Raw genomic sequence first — 17,258 nt, forward strand, 5'->3', positions numbered from 1 at the left:
AGTGAACCATGGCAGTTGACGCAACGACTCCACCCCCTGTCGTATCCGGTACCACACCGGTATCGAACTCGAGCAGCAGCTCCGGCTCGACGACGACCGGCATTGCCGATAATTTCCAGACCTTCCTGACACTGCTGACGACGCAGCTGCAGAATCAGAACCCGCTCGATCCGCTCGATACCAACCAGTTCACGCAGCAGCTGGTGCAGTTCGCGGGCGTCGAACAGCAGCTCAAGTCGAACGATCAGTTGAAAGCCCTGGTCGATCTTGGCAAAGCTACGGAAGCGACGCAGGCGCTTATCTATGTCGGCAACAACGTCGCCGTCGATGGCAGCACGGCGCAATTCAAGACGTCGGCGACATGGAATCTGCTCGCCGACAAAGACTCTACAGCCACCGTCAACATTACGAATTCAGCTGGTAACGTTGTCTACACCGGCAAGTATACGTTGAAGTCCGGCAACGGCACTTTCGTATGGGATGGCAAAGGCAATGACGGCGTTCAGTATCCCGAAGGGGCCTATACGCTGACGGCAACGGGCAAGGACGACAACGGTCGCGACGTCGCCATCTCCACGGAAGTCCAGGGCGTTGTCGATTCCGTCGATCTGTCAGCGAGCCCCGCCCTGCTCTCGATCAACGGCACCAACTATACCGTCGACAAGATCAAGCGTGTGGTGCGTCCGACGACGGCGCCAACGACTCCCTCGACGCCAACCACACAAACAACCTGACGCTGCGCCGCATCATCTCCTCGTGACGATTATTTCGAACCAAATCCAGTTCTATTCGCATTGGAGTTGTAGGCTTAGGCAAATTTTAAGTCGCTGGGCGTAGATTGTTGAAGTGAGTTCAGTGGTTGAGAGTTTGTGAGTACGCCATGACAGAACCCCATCGCCCGAGGGTCAAATACGTCATCGGGCCTGACGGCAGTCCGTTAACAATTGCGGATCTGCCCGCGCCCGGAACCAAACGGTGGGTCATCCGCCGCAAAGCCGAAGTTGTCGCCGCCGTCCGCGGTGGCCTTCTGTCCCTTGAGGAAGCCTGCAGCCGCTATACGCTGACAGTCGACGAATTCCTCTCCTGGCAGTTCTCGATCGACCAGCACGGTCTGGCAGGACTGCGGACCACCCGCATCCAGCAGTATCGTCAGTAAACGAATCGTTAATATCTCCAATTCGATGAAAACCGGCTCCCTCATGGGAAGCCGGTTTTCGTCATTTGGCCATATTTTTGCCACCCGTTAACCGCCGTTAACCATATCGAAACCATACCCCGGCAAAATTTGCCCAGTCGGTCTTTGAGGCCGAATCTCAGGGGCTGGTTCGTGCAGAGTCTTCTAAGTTTCCTTAAGGGTCTCGGCGCGGCGCGCCTGATGGCGATGGTTGCGGTGACCGCCGCACTCATCGGCTTCTTTGCTTTCGTCATCATGCGGGTCACCACGCCGCAGATGACCACCCTGTTCACGGACCTGAGCGTCGAGGACTCCTCGGCGATCATCAAGGACCTGGAACGCCAGGCCATCCCCTATGAGCTGAAGAACGACGGTGCCGCCATCATGGTGCCGAAGGACAAGGTGACTCGCCTGCGCATGAAGCTGGCCGAAGGCGGCCTGCCCAAGGGTGGCGGCGTCGGCTACGAGATCTTCGACAAGTCGGACGCTCTCGGAACAACAAGCTTTGTCCAAAATATCAATCACTTACGCGCCCTCGAAGGTGAATTGGCGCGAACCATCCGGGCGATCGACCGGGTACAGTTCGCCCGCGTTCACCTCGTCCTGCCGGAACGCCCCCTGTTCTCCCGCGAAGCTCCCGAGCCTTCGGCCTCGATCGTCGTCCGCGTCCGCGGCGCCCTCGACCCGCAGCAGGTCCGGGCGATCCGCCATGTCGTCGCCTCGGCCGTCAACGGCCTGAAGCCGGCCCGGGTTTCGATCGTCGACGAAGCGGGACAACTGCTCGCCGACGGCGCCGCCGACGCGACCATGGAAGGCGCCACCGGCGACGAACGCCGCGCCGGCTTCGAAAAGCGGATGCGGAGCCAGGTCGAAGCGATCGTTTCCTCGGTGGTGGGCGCAGGCCGGGCCCGGGTCCAGCTCACAGCCGACTTCGACTACAACAAGGTCACGCAGACCTCCGACAAATTCGACCCGGAAGGCCGGGTCTTGCGCTCCAGCCAGAGCCGCGAAGAATCCTCCGCCGTCGGCGAGCGGGATGGCCAAGTCACCGTCAACAACGAACTGCCAGGCAATCAGGCGGCCGGCAACACGGGGACGGCGAAGGATCAAAGCAAGAAGTCGGAAGAAACCAACAATTACGAAATCTCCCGCGTCACCAAGACCGAAGTTACCGAAGCAGGCCGTGTCAATCGCATCTCGGTCGCGGTACTGGTCGACGGCAGCTACAGCAAGAACGAGAAGGGCGAGCAGGTCTACGCCCAACGCCCCAAGGAAGAACTCGATCGCATCGCAGCGCTGGTCCGTTCGGCCATTGGCTTCGACCAGAAGCGCGGCGATCAGGTCGAGGTCGTCAACCTGAAATTCGCCGAGGGCCCAACTGTCGTTCCGACGCCGGAGCCGACCGGTCTGCTCGGCATGATGCAATTCACCAAGGATGACGTGATGCACGTCATCGAACTCGCGGTCATGATGCTGCTCGGTCTGGTCGTGATGTTCATGGTCATCCGCCCGCTGGTCCGCCGCGTCCTCGCCTCTGAGCCCGTGCCGGCGCTCCCTGCAGCCAACGCTCTCGTTCTTCCCGACGGTGTCGCCCTCAGCGCTGACGGACAGACCGTCATTCCCGCCAGCGGCCCCAACATGATCGACGTCGCCACCATCCAGGGTCAGGTCCACGCGCAATCCGTGCATCGCGTGGGCGAACTGGCCGATCGTAACCCCAACGAAACCGCAGCCATTGTTCGCGCATGGCTGCAGGAACCGGCGTGATCTGAATGGCATCCGTTCCGCAAACCACCGGCGATAACAGCAGCGACATCGCCAGCGTCGTAGCATCGCTCGCACAGCGCCAAGGCGGCCGTGCGCCAGCAAAGCCACTGAGCGGCCCGAAGCGCGCAGCCATCCTGATGCTGGCGCTGGGTGAACAATATGGTGGGAAGGTCTGGGCGCAGCTCGACGACGACGAAGTGCGCGAGCTTTCACTCCACATGTCATCGCTCGGCACCATCGAGCCGGAGACGGTCGAAGATCTGCTGCTCGAATTCGTGTCACGGATGTCCGCCTCCGGCGCCCTGATGGGCACTTTCGATGCCACCGAGCGTCTGCTGACCCAGTATCTGCCGTCCGAGCGCGTCAGCGGTATCATGGAAGAAATCCGCGGCCCCGCCGGCCGCAACATGTGGGAAAAGCTCTCCAACGTGCAGGAAGAGGTTCTCGCTAACTACCTGAAGAACGAATATCCGCAGACCGTCGCTGTGGTGCTGTCGAAGCTGAAGCCAGAGCATGCGGCACGCGTGCTCGGCATCCTGCCCGAGGATCTCGCACTCGACGTCATCAACCGCATGCTCAAGATGGAAGCGGTGCAGAAAGAAGTCATCGAGCGCGTCGAACAGACGCTGCGCGTCGAGTTCATGTCGAACCTCTCGCAGACCCGTCGTCGCGATGCGCACGAAGTCATGGCGGAAATCTTCAATAACTTCGACCGCCAGACCGAAACGCGCTTTATCACCTCGCTGGAAGAAGACAATCGCGAGGCGGCCGAGCGCATCAAGGCGCTGATGTTTACCTTCGACGACCTCATCAAGCTCGATGCCGGCTCGGCACAGACCCTGATGCGCAGCATCGACAAGGACAAGCTGGGTATCGCACTGAAGAGCGCCAACGAGGAAGTTCGCGCCTTCTTCATGGGCAATATGTCGTCCCGCGCCGCCAAGATGCTGACCGACGATATGGCCGCGCTCGGCCCGGTCCGTCTGCGCGACGTCGACGAGGCCCAGGCACTACTCGTCAATCTCGCCAAGGATCTCGCCGCCAAGGGCGAAATCGTGCTGACCAAGAACCGCGCCGACGACGAGCTGGTGTATTGATGGCCGCCCCCGCAAAATTTCTGTTCGATATGGACTTCGCAGCGCCCGACAAGACGCGTGCGCCCGCGATCACGCCCGCCGAGATCGCGGAGAAGGTTGCCAACGCCGAAGCCCAGGCCTATCGCGCCGGATTCGATGCGGCCCAGCGCGAAGCCAAGGCTGAAAGCGACCGTCGCGCCGCATTGGCGCTGGAACAGATCGGTGTTGCGATCTCCTCGATCTCGTCGCGCTTCGGGGCCATCGAAGAAAAGATGGAAACCGAAGCTGTCGATGTCGCGGTGTCGGTGGCACGCAAACTCTGCAGTGAATTGATCGCCGTTGAGCCGCTCACCGAAGTCATGGCCCTGGTCCACGACTGTTTCAAGAATCTGGTGTCGACGCCGCATCTCGTGGTGCGCATCAACGACCAGCTCTATGACGAAGCACGCGAACGCATCGAGAAACAGGCCAAACAAAGCGGCTTCGCCGGTCGCCTCGTCATCCTCGCCGAGCCGGATATCGAGAACGGCGACTGCAAAATCGAATGGGCGGATGGCGGCGTCGTGCTGGAGCGCGCAACCATCGACGCCAAGATCAACGAACTCGTCGGACGCTACATGGCGTCGCGCAATCAGGCCTGACAGGGCTGTGAGGACTAGAATATGAGCGATCCACAGGTGCCGCTTCCCGATCTCAATGCCACCGATCCCGGCGCAATGGGGGACGTGGGCTATGCTGACGAAGAACAGGTCACGCGTATTGCCGCCGATCTCGAAGCGGTTTTCGACGTTCCAGTCCAGGTCTCGGCCGTGCTCGGCCGCTCCAAGATGGGTGTGGGCGAATTGCTGAAGCTCGGGCCCGGCACCGTGCTCGAACTCGACCGCCGCGTTGGCGAAGCGATCGACATCTACGTGAACAACCGCCTGGTGGCGCGCGGCGAAGTCGTTCTCGTCGAAGAAAAGCTCGGCGTCACCATGACTGAAATCATCAAGGCTGAACGCAGCTAATTCGGGATAAACGGCGCCTCAAAGGTGCGACCAGGATATAACAGGAGATCACCATGCGGCTTCTCATCGTTGGTACCCTCAAGGGCCAACTCACCACCGCCACCAAGATCGCCATGGATAACGGCGCCTCCGTGGTTCATGCCGAAGGCCACGATCAGGCGATGGGCGTGTTGCGCGGCGGCAAGGGCGCGGATCTCCTGCTGGTGGATGTCGCCCTCGACATCCGCGACCTCGTGATGCGGCTGGAAGCCGAACACATCCATGTACCGATCGTCGCCTGCGGCATCACCACCGATGCCCGCGCTGCGGTGGCGGCGATCCATGCCGGCGCCAAAGAATACATCCCGCTGCCGCCAGATCCGGAACTGATCGCCGCCGTTCTGGCCGCCGTCGCCAACGACTCCCGCGACCTGATCTATCGCGACGAGATGATGGGCAAGGTGGTCAAGCTGGCACAGCAGATCGCCGGCTCCGATGCGTCGGTGATGATCACGGGCGAATCGGGCACCGGCAAGGAAGTGCTGGCGCGCTACGTCCACACCCGCTCCAACCGCGCCAAGAAGCCGTTCATCAGCATCAACTGCGCTGCAATCCCCGAGCATCTCCTGGAGTCCGAACTGTTCGGCCACGAGAAGGGTGCCTTCACCGGCGCGATCGCACGCCGTATCGGTAAATTCGAGGAAGCCACCGGCGGCACGCTCTTGCTGGACGAAATCTCGGAAATGGACGTGCGGCTGCAGTCGAAGCTGCTGCGCGCCATTCAGGAGCGCGTCATCGACCGCGTCGGCGGCACCAAGCCGGTGCCGGTGGACATTCGCATCATCGCAACCTCGAACCGCAACCTGTCCGACGCCGTACGCGAAGGCACGTTCCGCGAAGATCTGCTGTTCCGCCTCAACGTCGTGAACCTGAAGATCCCGCCGCTGCGCGATCGCCCGGCCGACATTCTCGAACTGGCGCAACATTTCGCCAAGAAATATGCCGACGCCAATGGCGTTCCGGTGCGTCCGATCTCCGCCGAGGCGCGGCGCGTGCTCACCGCCAATCGCTGGCAGGGCAACGTCCGTGAACTCGAAAACACGATCCACCGTTCGGTGCTGATGGCCAACGGCGACGAGATCGGCGCGGATGCCATCCTGACCCCGGATGGCGATCGTCTCGACCTCGCCAAGACCCCGCCTGCCGTCGCGCATGCAACCATGGCCGCCGAAACGGTCACCCGCGCGCTGGTCGGCCGCACCGTAGCCGACGTCGAGCGCGATCTGATCCTGGAGACGCTGAAGCATTGCCTCGGCAACCGCACCCATGCGGCCAACATTCTCGGCATCTCGATCCGCACGCTGCGCAACAAGCTCAACGAATATGCCGATGGCGGGTTGCCGATCACACCGGCGGGAGCAGGCGCCGGCGACTATCGTGCGGCCATGGGCGCGATGTAATTACGCGAAGAACGACAACGACGCGCCCTGCGAATAGCTCGGCGCGTCCTGCTTGCGAAAAATCTTGATCGGATCACCCGGCGTCAGCTCCTGCCGGGTGAACATCGCATAGGCGTAGAGCGCGAGATAACCGATCGAAATCGCGCCGATCACATAGACGATCCCAATGCCGATCCGCTTCATGCGACCGCACCCCGCCGCACGAGATGGCGGAGCCACAGCCAGATCATCGGGACGACCACGAGTTCGCCGATCAGACTGATCAGGAGTCCCACGGTCGGAAAGCCATGACTGAGCACGGCCAGTAGACGCGCGGCAGCGCCGAACACGAGGATGAAGGTCACGATCGAAATCCGCTCAAAGCGTTTTTCGATCTGCGGGATCGCCGACCAGTAGATCAGCCCGACCGCCACCAGCACGCCCTTGATGAAGCGCACATAGCCTTCCATCGTCACGCCGAGCCTGACGCCTGAGAGGCTGGTGCCGAACAGCACGCCGGTCAGGCCGAACAGGATGGCCACGAGGCCGACAATCGCCAGTGCGATCTGAAGCAGTCTGCGTTCCAAAAATGGGCTCCCTGGGCTCAAGCAGCCTAATAACTGCGTCATGGAACGACAATGAGCAACCGGCCACGTTGGCGCACACAACTTGGGGGTCTCCGGCTTGCGTCAGACGCCCGAATGGTTAGCTTTCCCCGCTGAGTCGCGGCAAAATGGCTGCGCACCGCTTTCCAGAGACGCAATGCCGACCTTTACCCCGCATCAGGATGCCGCGCTGAAAGCCGTCGACGACTGGCTGAAGGCGAAGCCAGGCCGCAACGGCACACCGCAGGTGTTCCGGCTGTTCGGCTTTGCCGGTACCGGCAAGACGACATTGGCGCGGCACGTCGCCGACAATGTCGACGGCGAGGTGAAATTCGCAGCCTTTACCGGCAAGGCTGCGCTGGTGATGCGCAACAAGGGCTGCGACGGCGCGTCCACGATTCACTCGCTGATCTATCGCGCCCGCGAGAGCGGCGAGGAGCAGCCGAATTTCGAACTGTGGGACGATGCACCGGCCTCGAAGGCCAAGCTGATCGTCATTGACGAATGCTCCATGGTGGACGCCGAACTCGGCCGCGATCTCCTGTCATTCGACTGCCCTCTGCTGGTGCTCGGCGATCCCGCGCAGTTGCCTCCGATCCAGGGTGGCGGCTTCTTCACCGAGACCGAGCCCGACGTAATGTTGACCGAAGTGCATCGTCAGGCCGAGCACGATCCGATCGTGCGCATGTCGATGGACGTCCGCGAGGGTCGGTCGCTACAGCCCGGGCAATACGGTCTGAGCGAAATCGTGTCGCGCAAGGCACTCGATCCGGACCGCGTGATGGCCGCCGATCAGGTGTTGGTCGGCCGTAACAACACGCGCCGCGCGTACAATATGCGCGTGCGGCAGAAACTTGGCATCGAGGACCTGTTGCCGGTGGCCAATGACAAGCTGGTCTGCCTGCGCAACAATCGCAAGAAGGTGCTGTTCAACGGCGGTCTGTGGCGTGTGAAGGCGCGCGCTGCCTCGAAGTCGCAGATCATCACCATGCGGATTTCGCCGGATGAGGATTTCGGCGGCAAGGTCACCAAGGTCTCGGTGCGCGCGGACTGTTTCTCCGGCGGTGTTGAGACGCTGCCATGGGAGCAACGCAAGCCTTACGATGAATTCGACTACGGCTACGTGCTGACCGTGCACAAGAGCCAGGGCTCACAATGGGACGACGTCGTTCTGTTCGACGAGAGCTTTGCATTTCAGGAGAGCCGCGCCCGCTGGCTCTACACCGGCATCACCCGTGCCGCGAAGCGCTTGAGCATCGTGGTTTAACGCGCGTATTTTGCTATCAATCGCATGCGCTGATCTGACGCGTCTCGGCTCACCAGGCCTCGTGGAACAAGATGCCCGCCCGAACGTTTGGGCCACTTACGCATAATAAGGAGCTCGATATGCATCCCGCAAAAATCCTGACGATGGCCACGATGATCGGTGCGAGTGCGTTGGCGTTTTCGGCGCCGGCAACATCAGCGCCACTGCTTAGTCAGCCCGGCCTCGCCAGTGCCGTACCGTCGGCCACCGAGAACGTGCAGTATTATCGCCGCTACGGTTATGGCCCACGCTACGGCTACGGTCCTGGCTACTATCGCCGCGGACCCAGCGCTGGTGCCGTCGTCGGCGGCCTCGCAGCAGGCGCCATCATCGGGGGCGCGATTGCGGCTAGCCAGGCCAACGCGGCAGCTCAGCAGAACGCAGCCTATTGCGCGCAGCGCTATCGTTCCTACGATCCGGCGTCAGGCACTTATCTGAACAACGACGGCAATCGTTATCCCTGCCCATAGGCGGTTAACGCATAGTCAATCAGAAAGCCGCGGGACGCATGTTCCGCGGCTTTTTCCTGCCATCCAGATCCTCACGAACTCGTGTGCGGTCTCGCGTAACACGCGAGATCCTTCTCCGTATCTCCGATGTGCCGACCGGAAATGCCGATTGCGAACCGCGGGCTCCGGTCTAGACTGCCGATATCCGGCCATCGATCATCCAAGAGGACCTGCTATGCGCCGCTCCCTGTTCAGCCGCCTCTCGCTCTGCGCCTTTGCCAGCGCATTGGCGATTTCAACCGCCATCGTGGCCCCCACTTTTGCTGCCGAAGAGGCTGTCATCATTCCCGCACCCGCAGCGGACACGCCGGCCGCGACCGGCATTCAGACTGCGGTGATTGCGGGTGGGTGCTTCTGGGGCGTCCAGGGCGTGTTCCAGCACACGGCAGGCGTCGTTAACGCTGTGTCCGGCTATGCCGGCGGCTCCAAGAGCTCGGCCAATTACACAGCGGTGAGCACCGGCTCCACCGGGCACGCCGAAGCGGTTGAGATCAAATACGACCCGCAGAAGATCAGCTACGGCAAGATCCTGCAGATCTATTTCTCGGTGGCACACGACCCGACCCAGCTGAATCGCCAGGGCCCGGATTCGGGAACGCAATATCGGTCGGAAATTTTCGCAACGACGCCGGAGCAGAAGAAGGTGGCAGAAGCGTATATCGCCCAGCTCAATGCCGCGAAGGTCTACAAGAAGCCGATCGTCACCAAGCTCGGAATGCTTGAAGCCTTCTATCCGGCGGAAGCTTATCATCAGGACTACCTGACGCTGCACCCGAACCAGCCCTATATTGCCTATAACGATATTCCGAAGGTCGAGAACCTGAAGAAGATCTTTGCCCAGAACTATATCGAGAAGCCGACGCTGGTGAGTGCGTCGAAGGTCACAAACTGACCTGAGCATTCGCGGCCACGGCCGATCGGGAAGGAGAACAAATGACCGATACCAAGACCACATCCGGCAAGGTCGAAAAGAGCGAAGCCGAATGGCGCCGCGAACTGACCCCGATGCAGTATGCGGTACTGCGCGAAAAGGCGACGGAGCGTCCGTTCACCGGCGAGTACGAACATGACCATACGCCGGGCACCTTCGTCTGTGCCGGCTGCGGCCAGACGCTATTCGAGTCCGACGCCAAGTTCGATTCCGGCTGCGGCTGGCCGAGCTTCACGCAGCCCTCACGAGAAAGTCATATCGACGAAGAACGCGATGTGACCCACGGCATGATCCGCACGGAAGTGCTGTGCTCCAAGTGCAATGGTCATCTCGGACATGTGTTCGACGACGGCCCCGGACCCACGGGATTGCGATACTGCATCAACTCTGCGGCCTTGAAACTTCAGCCTAAATAAATACGTATCCGGTATCGAACTGTTTCAGTGCCCCGTGCGACTCATCGAAGTCTCGCGGGGCATTTCTGTCCAATACTTGTCCGTAAGCGGCTTCGCCTATTGCCTGTTACTTGAACATGCCTCAGCGGCATGCACGTTCGCGAAGAAGAATAAGAAAGTACCAAGATGTCTACCCGTTCAAACCGTTTGTTGCTCGGCATTGCCCTTGCGGGTCTCATTCTCGAAAGCTTGGTGTCCCACCCCGCACTGGCGACCGACAAGGTGTCGCTGTTCAAGGTGATCACGGCCAAGGACGAGATCATCATCGGCATTAACGATGACCAGCTTTCCACTTTCGAAGCCAAGAACGCCGGCGGCGTCGCCAAGCATCTGGTCCAGAAGGGTACGCTGACGGCCTGGCAATACGCCGTGCGCAAGGCTGAGGCCGGGGCGCTGGAGCAGGCGCCTTTGCGGCAAGTGGGGCTTATGTCGACTGAGGCACTGCGGGTCGAGCCCTATACCACCCCCCTGAAAATCGTGCCGCTGCCGGACGTGACCGGACAATAGGCAAATATTGCGCCGCGCGCGCCGCTGCCCATGCCTTAAGCGCGCGCTAAGCTCTTTAAATCACAAAGCTATTACGGCAATACCGTCTGCGCACGGCGATTCATCATGCTGTATCGCAGGTGTCGCAATCGGCCAAAACGTGCTTATATTGGGGTCTGTCCTGAAATGATGTTCCGCGCGCCGCCGGATCGGCTGCATTGCGAATGAAGCGTCGTTTCGTTGCGTATTCAGATGAGGTCCCCGACCATGGCAGCTTTCAGCTACAACACCGCAGCCGAACTCTTCCCCGCCGCGATCCGCAAGAAAAAGCGTGCCGGTTTCGCCTATCGTCGTTTCGATACGGCCGCCGCCGCCGTCCAGTTCGCGATCGAGGAGCTGCCGGCTGACTCGCTGAACGGCGCCTATCTGCAGGTCGAGGAAGCGCGTTTCGACCAGAGCGGCATCCGCTCGCTCTATGAGAGCCAGGACTTCCCGCTGGAGCGCCGCGTGCGCGCCGAGGAGCCTGCGACCGACGACGCCGACGCAGCTTGAGCTTTACGAATTGAGACGATCGCAGCCCGGACTCTGAACTAGAGTCTGGGCTGTTTTTCGAGCCACTTGCGCAGCATTCTGACGTTGCGGACATTGGCCCGGAACATCACGTCGAACGCATCGCCGATAAACGGCACGATGCCGACAGCGCCGTCCACCGCAACATTGCCCAGCATCCGCGCCGTGAGATGCCACGGCGCACCGAGCGCCCGCGCCTCGCGCACCACCCATAGCGAGATCGCCGTGGTGATGATGTCGCCCACGATCGGAATCAAGCCGATCAGACCATCGATGCCGTAGCGGATCTTGGTGCCCGGTACGATGAAGGCGACGTCGAGCAGTTTCGCCAGCGCATCCAGCCGCGCCAGCCGTTGCTCGCGCGTGAGATTGGCAAACGGATTGGCGCCCACTCCGAAGTCGAACCGAAAGCCCTGCAGATCCGGCCGAAGTTGCTCGGGCCGAACCTCAAAACCATCCTGATCGATGATCGGACCATGCGCGGACGCCGGTTTGCGCGGGCGGCCGGCGTCGTAAGTGGTTGATTGACCTGTGCTCATCATGGCCATGACATGGGGGACAGGCGCCAACTCTGCAAGCGGCATCGCGTCACGCCTCATCGGGCGATCCACCGCGATCCCCATATTTGCTGCGCAGAAATTCTCCAACCACCGGTTGAATTGCAAGGAGCCCGCTATATTCTGCCCCCGCCGGGAACGGGTGGGGATGAGCGATGCGACGACCCTTGGGTGACGTGTGCCTCGATATTGCAAGCTTCGCCCGGGAGCGGAAGCACGAATTTCTCTCCTACATCCTACGGCTCGCGGCAGCAGAGGCCTACCAGACCACGGCCGAAGACGACGCGTTCGAGATGCCGATGCCGCGCCGGCTCGCCGCCCGTGAACTGATCGCCGGTTTCTGGGATTGGGACATCAGCAACGACCGCAATTATCTCGATGCCGGGGCTGCCCGCTTCTTCAATGTCGATCCCGAAACGGCCGCGCGCGGTCTGCCGAACATGGCCTATCTCGCGGCGGTCCATCCCGATGACGTTGACCGGGTGCACGCGGCGGTCGCGGCCGCGATGCGATCAGGCGGCATCTTTGAGTGCGAGTGTCGCCTGATCAAGAACGACCGGATCAGCTGGGTTCTCGCGCGCGGCAGTTGCACGCTGGACGGACATGGCCGCCCCGTCCGCCTGCCCGGCGCGATCATCGACATCACCCACGACAAGACGATGAACTGAGGTTCCCGCTGGCTCGCCTACCTTCACGACGGTCAGACGCTGGCGCTACACCTTTGGCAATTCCGACGGCTGTTTAACGGCCGTGGCCGCTGGGTCGACGTCAAAACCCTGGATGACAATCGCGGGCTCCAAAAGGATCGGTTTGAACTCCTCGTTCGGAACGAAGTATGACGTTGTGGCCTTGCTCTCAGGATCGGGATTGTCCCGCCAGTCGGAACGACGTGGCACCTGGTCGAGCCCAACGGGATAGACAGTCACTTGATTACCCAGAATTCTGATCCGTAGAAAATTGCGGAATGAGTTGAGCCTCATCGCGCTGAATGCGTCATTGTGATTCATGTCGGCGTAGCGGCAGGTGAGCATCAAATTGATCCCGAATATCAGTCCCGCCAACCCGCCTCCTATGACAGCCATCAACACGCTCATTTCAATCAGCCAAGCCCACCAGGGCCCGGCCGTATGAAAGGAGAACAGCGCCGCATCGAACTTTACCCAAAGCCACGTCAACCCCAGCATGGCTGCAAAATGAAACGCGGCATGGAGCAATGACAGAAGAACTACTTTTCTGGAGAACATGGCTTGATAGCCGGAATAGCCGATAAAACCTGCCCCAAGGATAGCGAACAGGATCACGGCCAGATCGCAGCGCGGCACCAGGGAGAGCGTGAACCCCAAAGCGCCATAGATCGTTCCGAGAAATAACGAGAAGCCGCGATTAAGAACGGAAAATTTGAGGTTTCCAGTGACCAGCTTTTTGCTTTCTTCTTTCGAAGGATAGCATCGCCGCAATGACAATGTCGCGTCATCCTGGCGAAGCCATTTGGCATGGATCGTGTCGGGGAGATGATGTGTCCCGTGCAGGAAGGCTCCACCTCCACCAGCCGTGATATATTGCGTGCCGAAATCGCTGGAATATCGACTGTAGTGATGCGAGTCGCCGGAGAGCACCAGCGATATCCTGATTGATTTCCCGGCATTCTCGGCGATCCACGCCGCATAGCTCAGCGTTCGGAACGAGGGTGTCTTTTGTTCGGCACCATACCAACCTGGTTCAGCACTGCACAAAATCACAATGGCGTTCTGCGGCATCGCCTTTGCGATCGCGACAAAATAATCAGCCTGCGGCTGATCCATATCGGCAACCAGAGCGATGTCGATTCCCCATATCCATGCCTGGCTGGACAGCTTCACGCCGAAATAGCTTCGGCGTTGAACGGTTTGCCAATTGCCGATGGAGGACGACTTCTCCCGGCAGAAAAATGCAAGGAAATTCACCAGTCCATCATACCAATCGTGATTTCCCGGAATGGCAAGCACCTTGGGTCTTGATGCCATGCTGCCCTGTTTGGGAAACGCGAACTGATAGGGCGCGCGAGTCTTGACGTTGTATTCGTCACGCGTCGCTGTCGGATAGACCTCATCACCGCCCATGATGAGTGCGGATCCTCTTGGCAGAACGTTCCCCGCCAGCGTGAGCTTCTGTTGCGCGAGCAGATACGCGACGGCGTAAGTCGAGTCGAAGCCATCACCGATGTCGGCAACAAAATCGATCCAGATGGCCCCTTCCGCATCGGGAACCAGAGACGCCGAAATATCGTCGCCGCTTGCCAAATCCTTTTCCGCCGTATCAAGCGCGGCCTCGATCAGTCGCCGGTCGGCATATTGGCCAAAGACATCCGCAACGATGACCCTGCCGAGAAGTTTAAGAAGCAACCCGGGACTGAACCAACTGACCATGATGGGAAAGCCAGCTAGCTCCTGGAGCGTCGGCCTCTTGTCGGTGCGCAACTCGCTCAGCTTTTTGAGGGCCATGTCGAACTCCCGTCAGATACTGAAGGGAGCACCGTCGCGCGATTCACGACAGATCGTCAACCTGTAATTGCAGACCCGGTGACTTGCCGATTCAAGCGGCTCGGCCTAGGCCAGCTTGCGGGCGCGGTCGATGGCTTCGTCCATGTTGAGAGCCGGCACCATCGACGGCGCTTCGAGATCGCAGAGGGCGAAGCGGTTCTTGCCGTCGTTCTTGGCGGCATAGAGCGCCTGGTCCGCCGCCGCGATCAGTCGCTCCGGATACTGCCCGACCTGCGGGTGCCACTGCGCCACGCCGATGGACGCCGCAATCGGAATCTCGCCGGGCGCACAGCCTGCGGCGTCGATGCGGCACACATCCAGAATGCGGCGCGCGATGTTTGCCGCTTCATGCAGCGTCGTCGCCGGCAGGATGATGCTGAACTCGTCGCCGCCGGAACGCGCCAGGAGATCGCCGGGGCGCAGCTTGCTCTGGGTCATCACCGTGAAGTGACGCAGGCAATCGTCGCCGGCGGCGTGGCCGTGGCCGTCATTGATTTCCTTGAAGCCGTCGAGATCAATCGCCAGCAGCGCGAACGGCTTTTGCGTGCGGCGCGCCAGCGCGCATTCCTCGGTGAGACGCTGCACCAGATGGCGGCGATTGGCGACGCCGGTGAGATCGTCGACCAGTGCGAGTTCGGCGACTTCGCCGCGCAGGCGATCGATGGCCATCAGGAGGAATCCGAAATTCCACGACATCGCCAGGAACACCAGCACCAGCACCATCATGGCCTGGAGATTGTTGAAATCGGCAAAGGTCATGTTGCCGCCGATATTCGCCAGCGCCGCGGCCGAGCGCACGGCATGCGCAGCAACGAGCGTGATGGCGAGCCACCCGGCGAGACGGGCGCCGGCATTGCCGCCGCCATCCTTGCGCGACAACAACAGCGGCACAGTCATGACAACGGTGACCGACTGACCGGCGGAATAGATCAGCACGCGCATCGTCATGTTGTCGTGCCACAGCGTGAACAGCAGCAGGCCGGCCAGGCTGGTGGCGATGATGACGGCTTGCGCGCGCCAGCCCGCCGGGCGGCCGTAGAACTGGTTCATGCCGATGGCGGCGAGACTGGTGGCCAGCAGCAGCAGGCCGTTGCCCAGCAGGATGGCGATCAGCGGATCGACGCCGACGCCGCGCAGCACCGAGATGCTGTTGCCGAGCGCCGCGGCGAACGCGGCGGCTGTCCAGTAACGCGCCGCGTGCAGATTAGGATAGCTGGTGGCCACATAGGCCCAGACCACGCCGAGGGCGAGGAAATTGACGGTGAACACCGTGAACAGCGTGCCGACGTTCAACATCGGCGATACCCGCCACGTTGTGCGTCGCGCTTCTGCGCGCTGCTGTCGATCCCCGCCATCACTCTCACCACTCGTTCCCAGCAGGTGGTAAAATGCGTCGGCGACGCTTAACGGAATCTGACTCGCGGCGGATAATCCCCAGTGTGGTTTTGAAAGAGTGAAAGGGAATGAGTTAATCCGACTTTCACCATCGGGGTTCCCCAAGTTCGCCCGGCGGTCGCGCGGCCTAACGAAAGCTTAACGCCGCGCGCGACCTCCCTCTATCGGCCGGCCGCGAGACGGTCGGCGAAATAGCCGATGGTCTTGCGATAGATCGTGGCCCTGTTCCACTCGCGCATCGCCTCGAAATTCGCCGTGCCTTCGCCGTAGGGCTGGCCGCCCTTGAAGCCTGCGGTCTTGAGCAGGTTCGCGGTCGAGGCCAGCACGTCCGGCACCGAATGCCTGAGATCGACATGGCCGTTGCCGTCGAAATCGACGCCGTATTTGATGTAGCTCGACGGCAGGAATTGCGTCTGGCCGAGCTCGCCGGCATAGGCGCCGATCAGGTCGCGCTGCGGCAGGTCGCCGCGCTGCAGGATCTTCAGCGCCGCGATCAGCTCGCCCTGAAACAGTTCGGTGCGGCGGCAGTCATGCGCCATGGTGGAGAGCGTGCGGATCACCGGCATCTTGCCGATATCGCCCTTGCCGAAATCCGACTCGAGGCCCCAGATCGCCACCACGATTTCAGGCGGCACGCCGAAGCGTTGCTCGATGCGCGACAGCAGCGAGGCGTGACGCTGCATCATCTGCAGGCCCATGGAGATGCGGCCCTGGCCGACGCGGGTCGAGACATATTGCTCGAAACTCTTGTTGAAGGTGCCGCGCTGGCGGCGATCGAACGACAGCACCGCGGGGTCCTGCGTCACGCCGGCAAAGGCCTGCGAGATGACGCCCTGCGACACGCCGGCGGCGGCCGCCTCCTGCGACATGGCCGCGATGAAACTCTGGAAGTCGCCGCCGCATTTGGCGGCCTGCGAGGCGGTGGCCGTCAGCGCAACCGAGACGAAGGACACAGCGGCAATGGCAATGGCGGTGATACGATTGGTCATGAAAAACCTGTTAGGTTGGCGATACCGGAGTGTGGCATGACCGGTGTGTCCGAACAACGGCGCGCCTTGTTCTCGTCATTCCGGGGCGCGCGCGACGCCGAAGGCGGCAAGCGTGAACCCGGAATCCCGACATGGCCTAGCGCTATCTGAGCCTCCCATGTCGGGATTCCGGGCTCGCGTCCGGCAAGCGCCGGCCGCGCCCCGGAATGACGTGCATGCGTCATCACCCCTGTTGTTTGCGGCGCGGGGGCGCCGTCGTCTGTCGCATTCCCACCCTCCTGAGAGAGGGCGTGCGGAACGCCAGGTGCCCGTTGCACCCGTGGGCCTGATGCGAATGCGGTCTTCCGCAATTGTGAGTGCATCAGGACTTTCGGAGGCGCCGAGCAAGTGCCCGACGTTCCGCATGCGGTGTTTTTTCGGTTGCTTGCACATCTGCCATGGCGAACGGTCCCATCACCAAAATTAATGTCCCAGGGCGGAGGGACAGGGTAGCC

The 17,258-nt window shown here is 61.2% G+C and carries 20 protein-coding genes; 14 read left to right on the forward strand and 6 right to left on the reverse strand.

Translation table 11 applies throughout. The features are described 5' to 3' along the window. The first annotated feature begins 8 nt into the window (after positions 1 to 8). The 7 genes from BLW80_RS20795 (at position 9) to flbD (ending at position 6,463) form a co-directional block, all read left to right on the forward strand. Positions 9 to 734 (forward strand): flagellar hook assembly protein FlgD, encoded by a 726-nt coding sequence (locus BLW80_RS20795; protein WP_089262057.1) that lies wholly within the window; start codon positions 9 to 11, stop codon positions 732 to 734. A 146-nt stretch (positions 735 to 880) separates the two neighbouring features. Continuing rightward, complete coding sequence (sciP, locus tag BLW80_RS20800; protein WP_002714638.1) at positions 881 to 1,156, forward strand: CtrA inhibitor SciP; 276 nt, start codon at positions 881 to 883, stop codon at positions 1,154 to 1,156. A gap of 171 nt (positions 1,157 to 1,327) precedes the next feature. Further along, positions 1,328 to 2,941, forward strand: a complete 1,614-nt coding sequence (gene fliF / locus BLW80_RS20805) for a flagellar basal-body MS-ring/collar protein FliF (protein WP_089263612.1) — start codon at positions 1,328 to 1,330, stop codon at positions 2,939 to 2,941. Positions 2,942 to 2,946: 5 nt separating this feature from the next. Further along, the gene (fliG, locus tag BLW80_RS20810) at positions 2,947 to 4,038 is read left to right on the forward strand and encodes a flagellar motor switch protein FliG (RefSeq protein WP_089262059.1); all 1,092 of its coding nucleotides are present in this window, start codon (positions 2,947 to 2,949) and stop codon (positions 4,036 to 4,038) included. Continuing rightward, positions 4,038 to 4,658, forward strand: coding sequence for a FliH/SctL family protein (locus BLW80_RS20815; protein WP_093759440.1), 621 nt, complete (start codon positions 4,038 to 4,040; stop codon positions 4,656 to 4,658). Before fliG ends, BLW80_RS20815 begins: the two co-directional genes overlap by 1 nt. A 21-nt stretch (positions 4,659 to 4,679) precedes the next feature. Continuing rightward, positions 4,680 to 5,024, forward strand: a complete 345-nt coding sequence (gene fliN, locus BLW80_RS20820; RefSeq protein WP_089262063.1) for a flagellar motor switch protein FliN — start codon at positions 4,680 to 4,682, stop codon at positions 5,022 to 5,024. A 53-nt stretch (positions 5,025 to 5,077) separates the two neighbouring features. Next, the gene (flbD, locus tag BLW80_RS20825; protein WP_068733445.1) at positions 5,078 to 6,463 is read left to right on the forward strand and encodes a sigma-54-dependent transcriptional regulator FlbD; all 1,386 of its coding nucleotides are present in this window, start codon (positions 5,078 to 5,080) and stop codon (positions 6,461 to 6,463) included. Here the strand turns inward: flbD and BLW80_RS20830 are convergent, their stop codons facing one another. Together BLW80_RS20830 and BLW80_RS20835 are read right to left on the reverse strand one after the other, a co-directional pair. Further along, positions 6,464 to 6,646, reverse strand: a complete 183-nt coding sequence (locus BLW80_RS20830; protein ID WP_093759441.1) for a hypothetical protein — start codon at positions 6,644 to 6,646, stop codon at positions 6,464 to 6,466. After that, on the reverse strand, positions 6,643 to 7,029 hold the full coding sequence (locus tag BLW80_RS20835; protein ID WP_158596755.1) for a DUF4345 domain-containing protein: 387 nt from the start codon (positions 7,027 to 7,029) through the stop codon (positions 6,643 to 6,645). Before BLW80_RS20835 ends, BLW80_RS20830 begins: the two co-directional genes overlap by 4 nt. Before the next feature lie 175 nt (positions 7,030 to 7,204). Between BLW80_RS20835 and BLW80_RS20840 the strand changes: the two genes are divergently transcribed. The 6 genes from BLW80_RS20840 (at position 7,205) to BLW80_RS20865 (ending at position 11,286) form a co-directional block, all read left to right on the forward strand. Next, on the forward strand, positions 7,205 to 8,314 hold the full coding sequence (locus tag BLW80_RS20840) for an ATP-dependent DNA helicase (protein ID WP_093759443.1): 1,110 nt from the start codon (positions 7,205 to 7,207) through the stop codon (positions 8,312 to 8,314). Between the two features lie 119 nt (positions 8,315 to 8,433). Further along, positions 8,434 to 8,823 carry a BA14K family protein gene (locus BLW80_RS20845; RefSeq protein ID WP_093759444.1) on the forward strand — a complete coding sequence of 130 codons (390 nt, stop codon included), beginning with the start codon at positions 8,434 to 8,436 and terminating at the stop codon, positions 8,821 to 8,823. 214 nt (positions 8,824 to 9,037) lie between these two features. Then, complete coding sequence (gene msrA / locus BLW80_RS20850) at positions 9,038 to 9,754, forward strand: peptide-methionine (S)-S-oxide reductase MsrA (RefSeq protein WP_093759445.1); 717 nt, start codon at positions 9,038 to 9,040, stop codon at positions 9,752 to 9,754. Between the two features lie 41 nt (positions 9,755 to 9,795). After that, positions 9,796 to 10,209 carry a peptide-methionine (R)-S-oxide reductase MsrB gene (gene msrB, locus BLW80_RS20855; protein ID WP_093759446.1) on the forward strand — a complete coding sequence of 138 codons (414 nt, stop codon included), beginning with the start codon at positions 9,796 to 9,798 and terminating at the stop codon, positions 10,207 to 10,209. A 165-nt stretch (positions 10,210 to 10,374) separates the two neighbouring features. Next, positions 10,375 to 10,755 carry a hypothetical protein gene (locus BLW80_RS20860; protein WP_139285870.1) on the forward strand — a complete coding sequence of 127 codons (381 nt, stop codon included), beginning with the start codon at positions 10,375 to 10,377 and terminating at the stop codon, positions 10,753 to 10,755. A gap of 246 nt (positions 10,756 to 11,001) precedes the next feature. Then, entirely contained in the window at positions 11,002 to 11,286 is a 285-nt protein-coding gene (locus tag BLW80_RS20865; RefSeq protein WP_068733430.1) for a hypothetical protein, read from the forward strand. Positions 11,287 to 11,324: 38 nt separating this feature from the next. Here the strand turns inward: BLW80_RS20865 and BLW80_RS20870 are convergent, their stop codons facing one another. Next, entirely contained in the window at positions 11,325 to 11,843 is a 519-nt protein-coding gene (locus BLW80_RS20870; protein WP_502688627.1) for a DUF4112 domain-containing protein, read from the reverse strand. A 173-nt stretch (positions 11,844 to 12,016) separates the two neighbouring features. On the opposite strand from BLW80_RS20870, the gene BLW80_RS20875 reads away from it, so the two are divergent. Next, entirely contained in the window at positions 12,017 to 12,529 is a 513-nt protein-coding gene (locus BLW80_RS20875; RefSeq protein WP_089262075.1) for a PAS domain-containing protein, read from the forward strand. A gap of 45 nt (positions 12,530 to 12,574) precedes the next feature. Here BLW80_RS20875 and BLW80_RS20880 read toward each other — a convergent pair whose 3' ends face one another. The 3 genes from BLW80_RS20880 to BLW80_RS20890 form a co-directional block, all read right to left on the reverse strand. After that, a complete protein-coding gene (locus tag BLW80_RS20880) occupies positions 12,575 to 14,341 on the reverse strand; it encodes a metallophosphoesterase (RefSeq protein ID WP_093759447.1) in 1,767 nt (588 codons plus the stop codon). Positions 14,342 to 14,446: 105 nt separating this feature from the next. Continuing rightward, entirely contained in the window at positions 14,447 to 15,676 is a 1,230-nt protein-coding gene (locus BLW80_RS20885) for a GGDEF domain-containing protein (protein WP_093759448.1), read from the reverse strand. A 260-nt stretch (positions 15,677 to 15,936) separates the two neighbouring features. Then, entirely contained in the window at positions 15,937 to 16,764 is an 828-nt protein-coding gene (locus tag BLW80_RS20890; RefSeq protein WP_170849748.1) for a lytic murein transglycosylase, read from the reverse strand. Positions 16,765 to 17,258: the final 494 nt, after the last annotated feature.

Origin of the sequence: Tardiphaga sp. OK245 (assembly GCF_900108575.1) — a bacterium.
Taxonomy (GTDB): domain Bacteria; phylum Pseudomonadota; class Alphaproteobacteria; order Rhizobiales; family Xanthobacteraceae; genus Tardiphaga; species Tardiphaga robiniae.

Coding starts and splice junctions, on each gene's coding strand:
- BLW80_RS20795 (WP_089262057.1), top strand. CDS start 9: ATGGCAGTTGACGCAACGACTCCACCCCCTGTCGTATCCGGTACCACA.
- sciP (WP_002714638.1), top strand. CDS start 881: ATGACAGAACCCCATCGCCCGAGGGTCAAATACGTCATCGGGCCTGAC.
- fliG (WP_089262059.1), top strand. CDS start 2,947: ATGGCATCCGTTCCGCAAACCACCGGCGATAACAGCAGCGACATCGCC.
- BLW80_RS20815 (WP_093759440.1), top strand. CDS start 4,038: ATGGCCGCCCCCGCAAAATTTCTGTTCGATATGGACTTCGCAGCGCCC.
- fliN (WP_089262063.1), top strand. CDS start 4,680: ATGAGCGATCCACAGGTGCCGCTTCCCGATCTCAATGCCACCGATCCC.
- flbD (WP_068733445.1), top strand. CDS start 5,078: ATGCGGCTTCTCATCGTTGGTACCCTCAAGGGCCAACTCACCACCGCC.
- BLW80_RS20830 (WP_093759441.1), bottom strand. CDS start 6,646: ATGAAGCGGATCGGCATTGGGATCGTCTATGTGATCGGCGCGATTTCG.
- BLW80_RS20840 (WP_093759443.1), top strand. CDS start 7,205: ATGCCGACCTTTACCCCGCATCAGGATGCCGCGCTGAAAGCCGTCGAC.
- BLW80_RS20845 (WP_093759444.1), top strand. CDS start 8,434: ATGCATCCCGCAAAAATCCTGACGATGGCCACGATGATCGGTGCGAGT.
- msrA (WP_093759445.1), top strand. CDS start 9,038: ATGCGCCGCTCCCTGTTCAGCCGCCTCTCGCTCTGCGCCTTTGCCAGC.
- msrB (WP_093759446.1), top strand. CDS start 9,796: ATGACCGATACCAAGACCACATCCGGCAAGGTCGAAAAGAGCGAAGCC.
- BLW80_RS20860 (WP_139285870.1), top strand. CDS start 10,375: ATGTCTACCCGTTCAAACCGTTTGTTGCTCGGCATTGCCCTTGCGGGT.
- BLW80_RS20865 (WP_068733430.1), top strand. CDS start 11,002: ATGGCAGCTTTCAGCTACAACACCGCAGCCGAACTCTTCCCCGCCGCG.
- BLW80_RS20870 (WP_502688627.1), bottom strand. CDS start 11,843: ATGAGCACAGGTCAATCAACCACTTACGACGCCGGCCGCCCGCGCAAA.
- BLW80_RS20875 (WP_089262075.1), top strand. CDS start 12,017: ATGCGACGACCCTTGGGTGACGTGTGCCTCGATATTGCAAGCTTCGCC.
- BLW80_RS20880 (WP_093759447.1), bottom strand. CDS start 14,341: ATGGCCCTCAAAAAGCTGAGCGAGTTGCGCACCGACAAGAGGCCGACG.
- BLW80_RS20885 (WP_093759448.1), bottom strand. CDS start 15,676: ATGTTGAACGTCGGCACGCTGTTCACGGTGTTCACCGTCAATTTCCTC.
- BLW80_RS20890 (WP_170849748.1), bottom strand. CDS start 16,764: ATGACCAATCGTATCACCGCCATTGCCATTGCCGCTGTGTCCTTCGTC.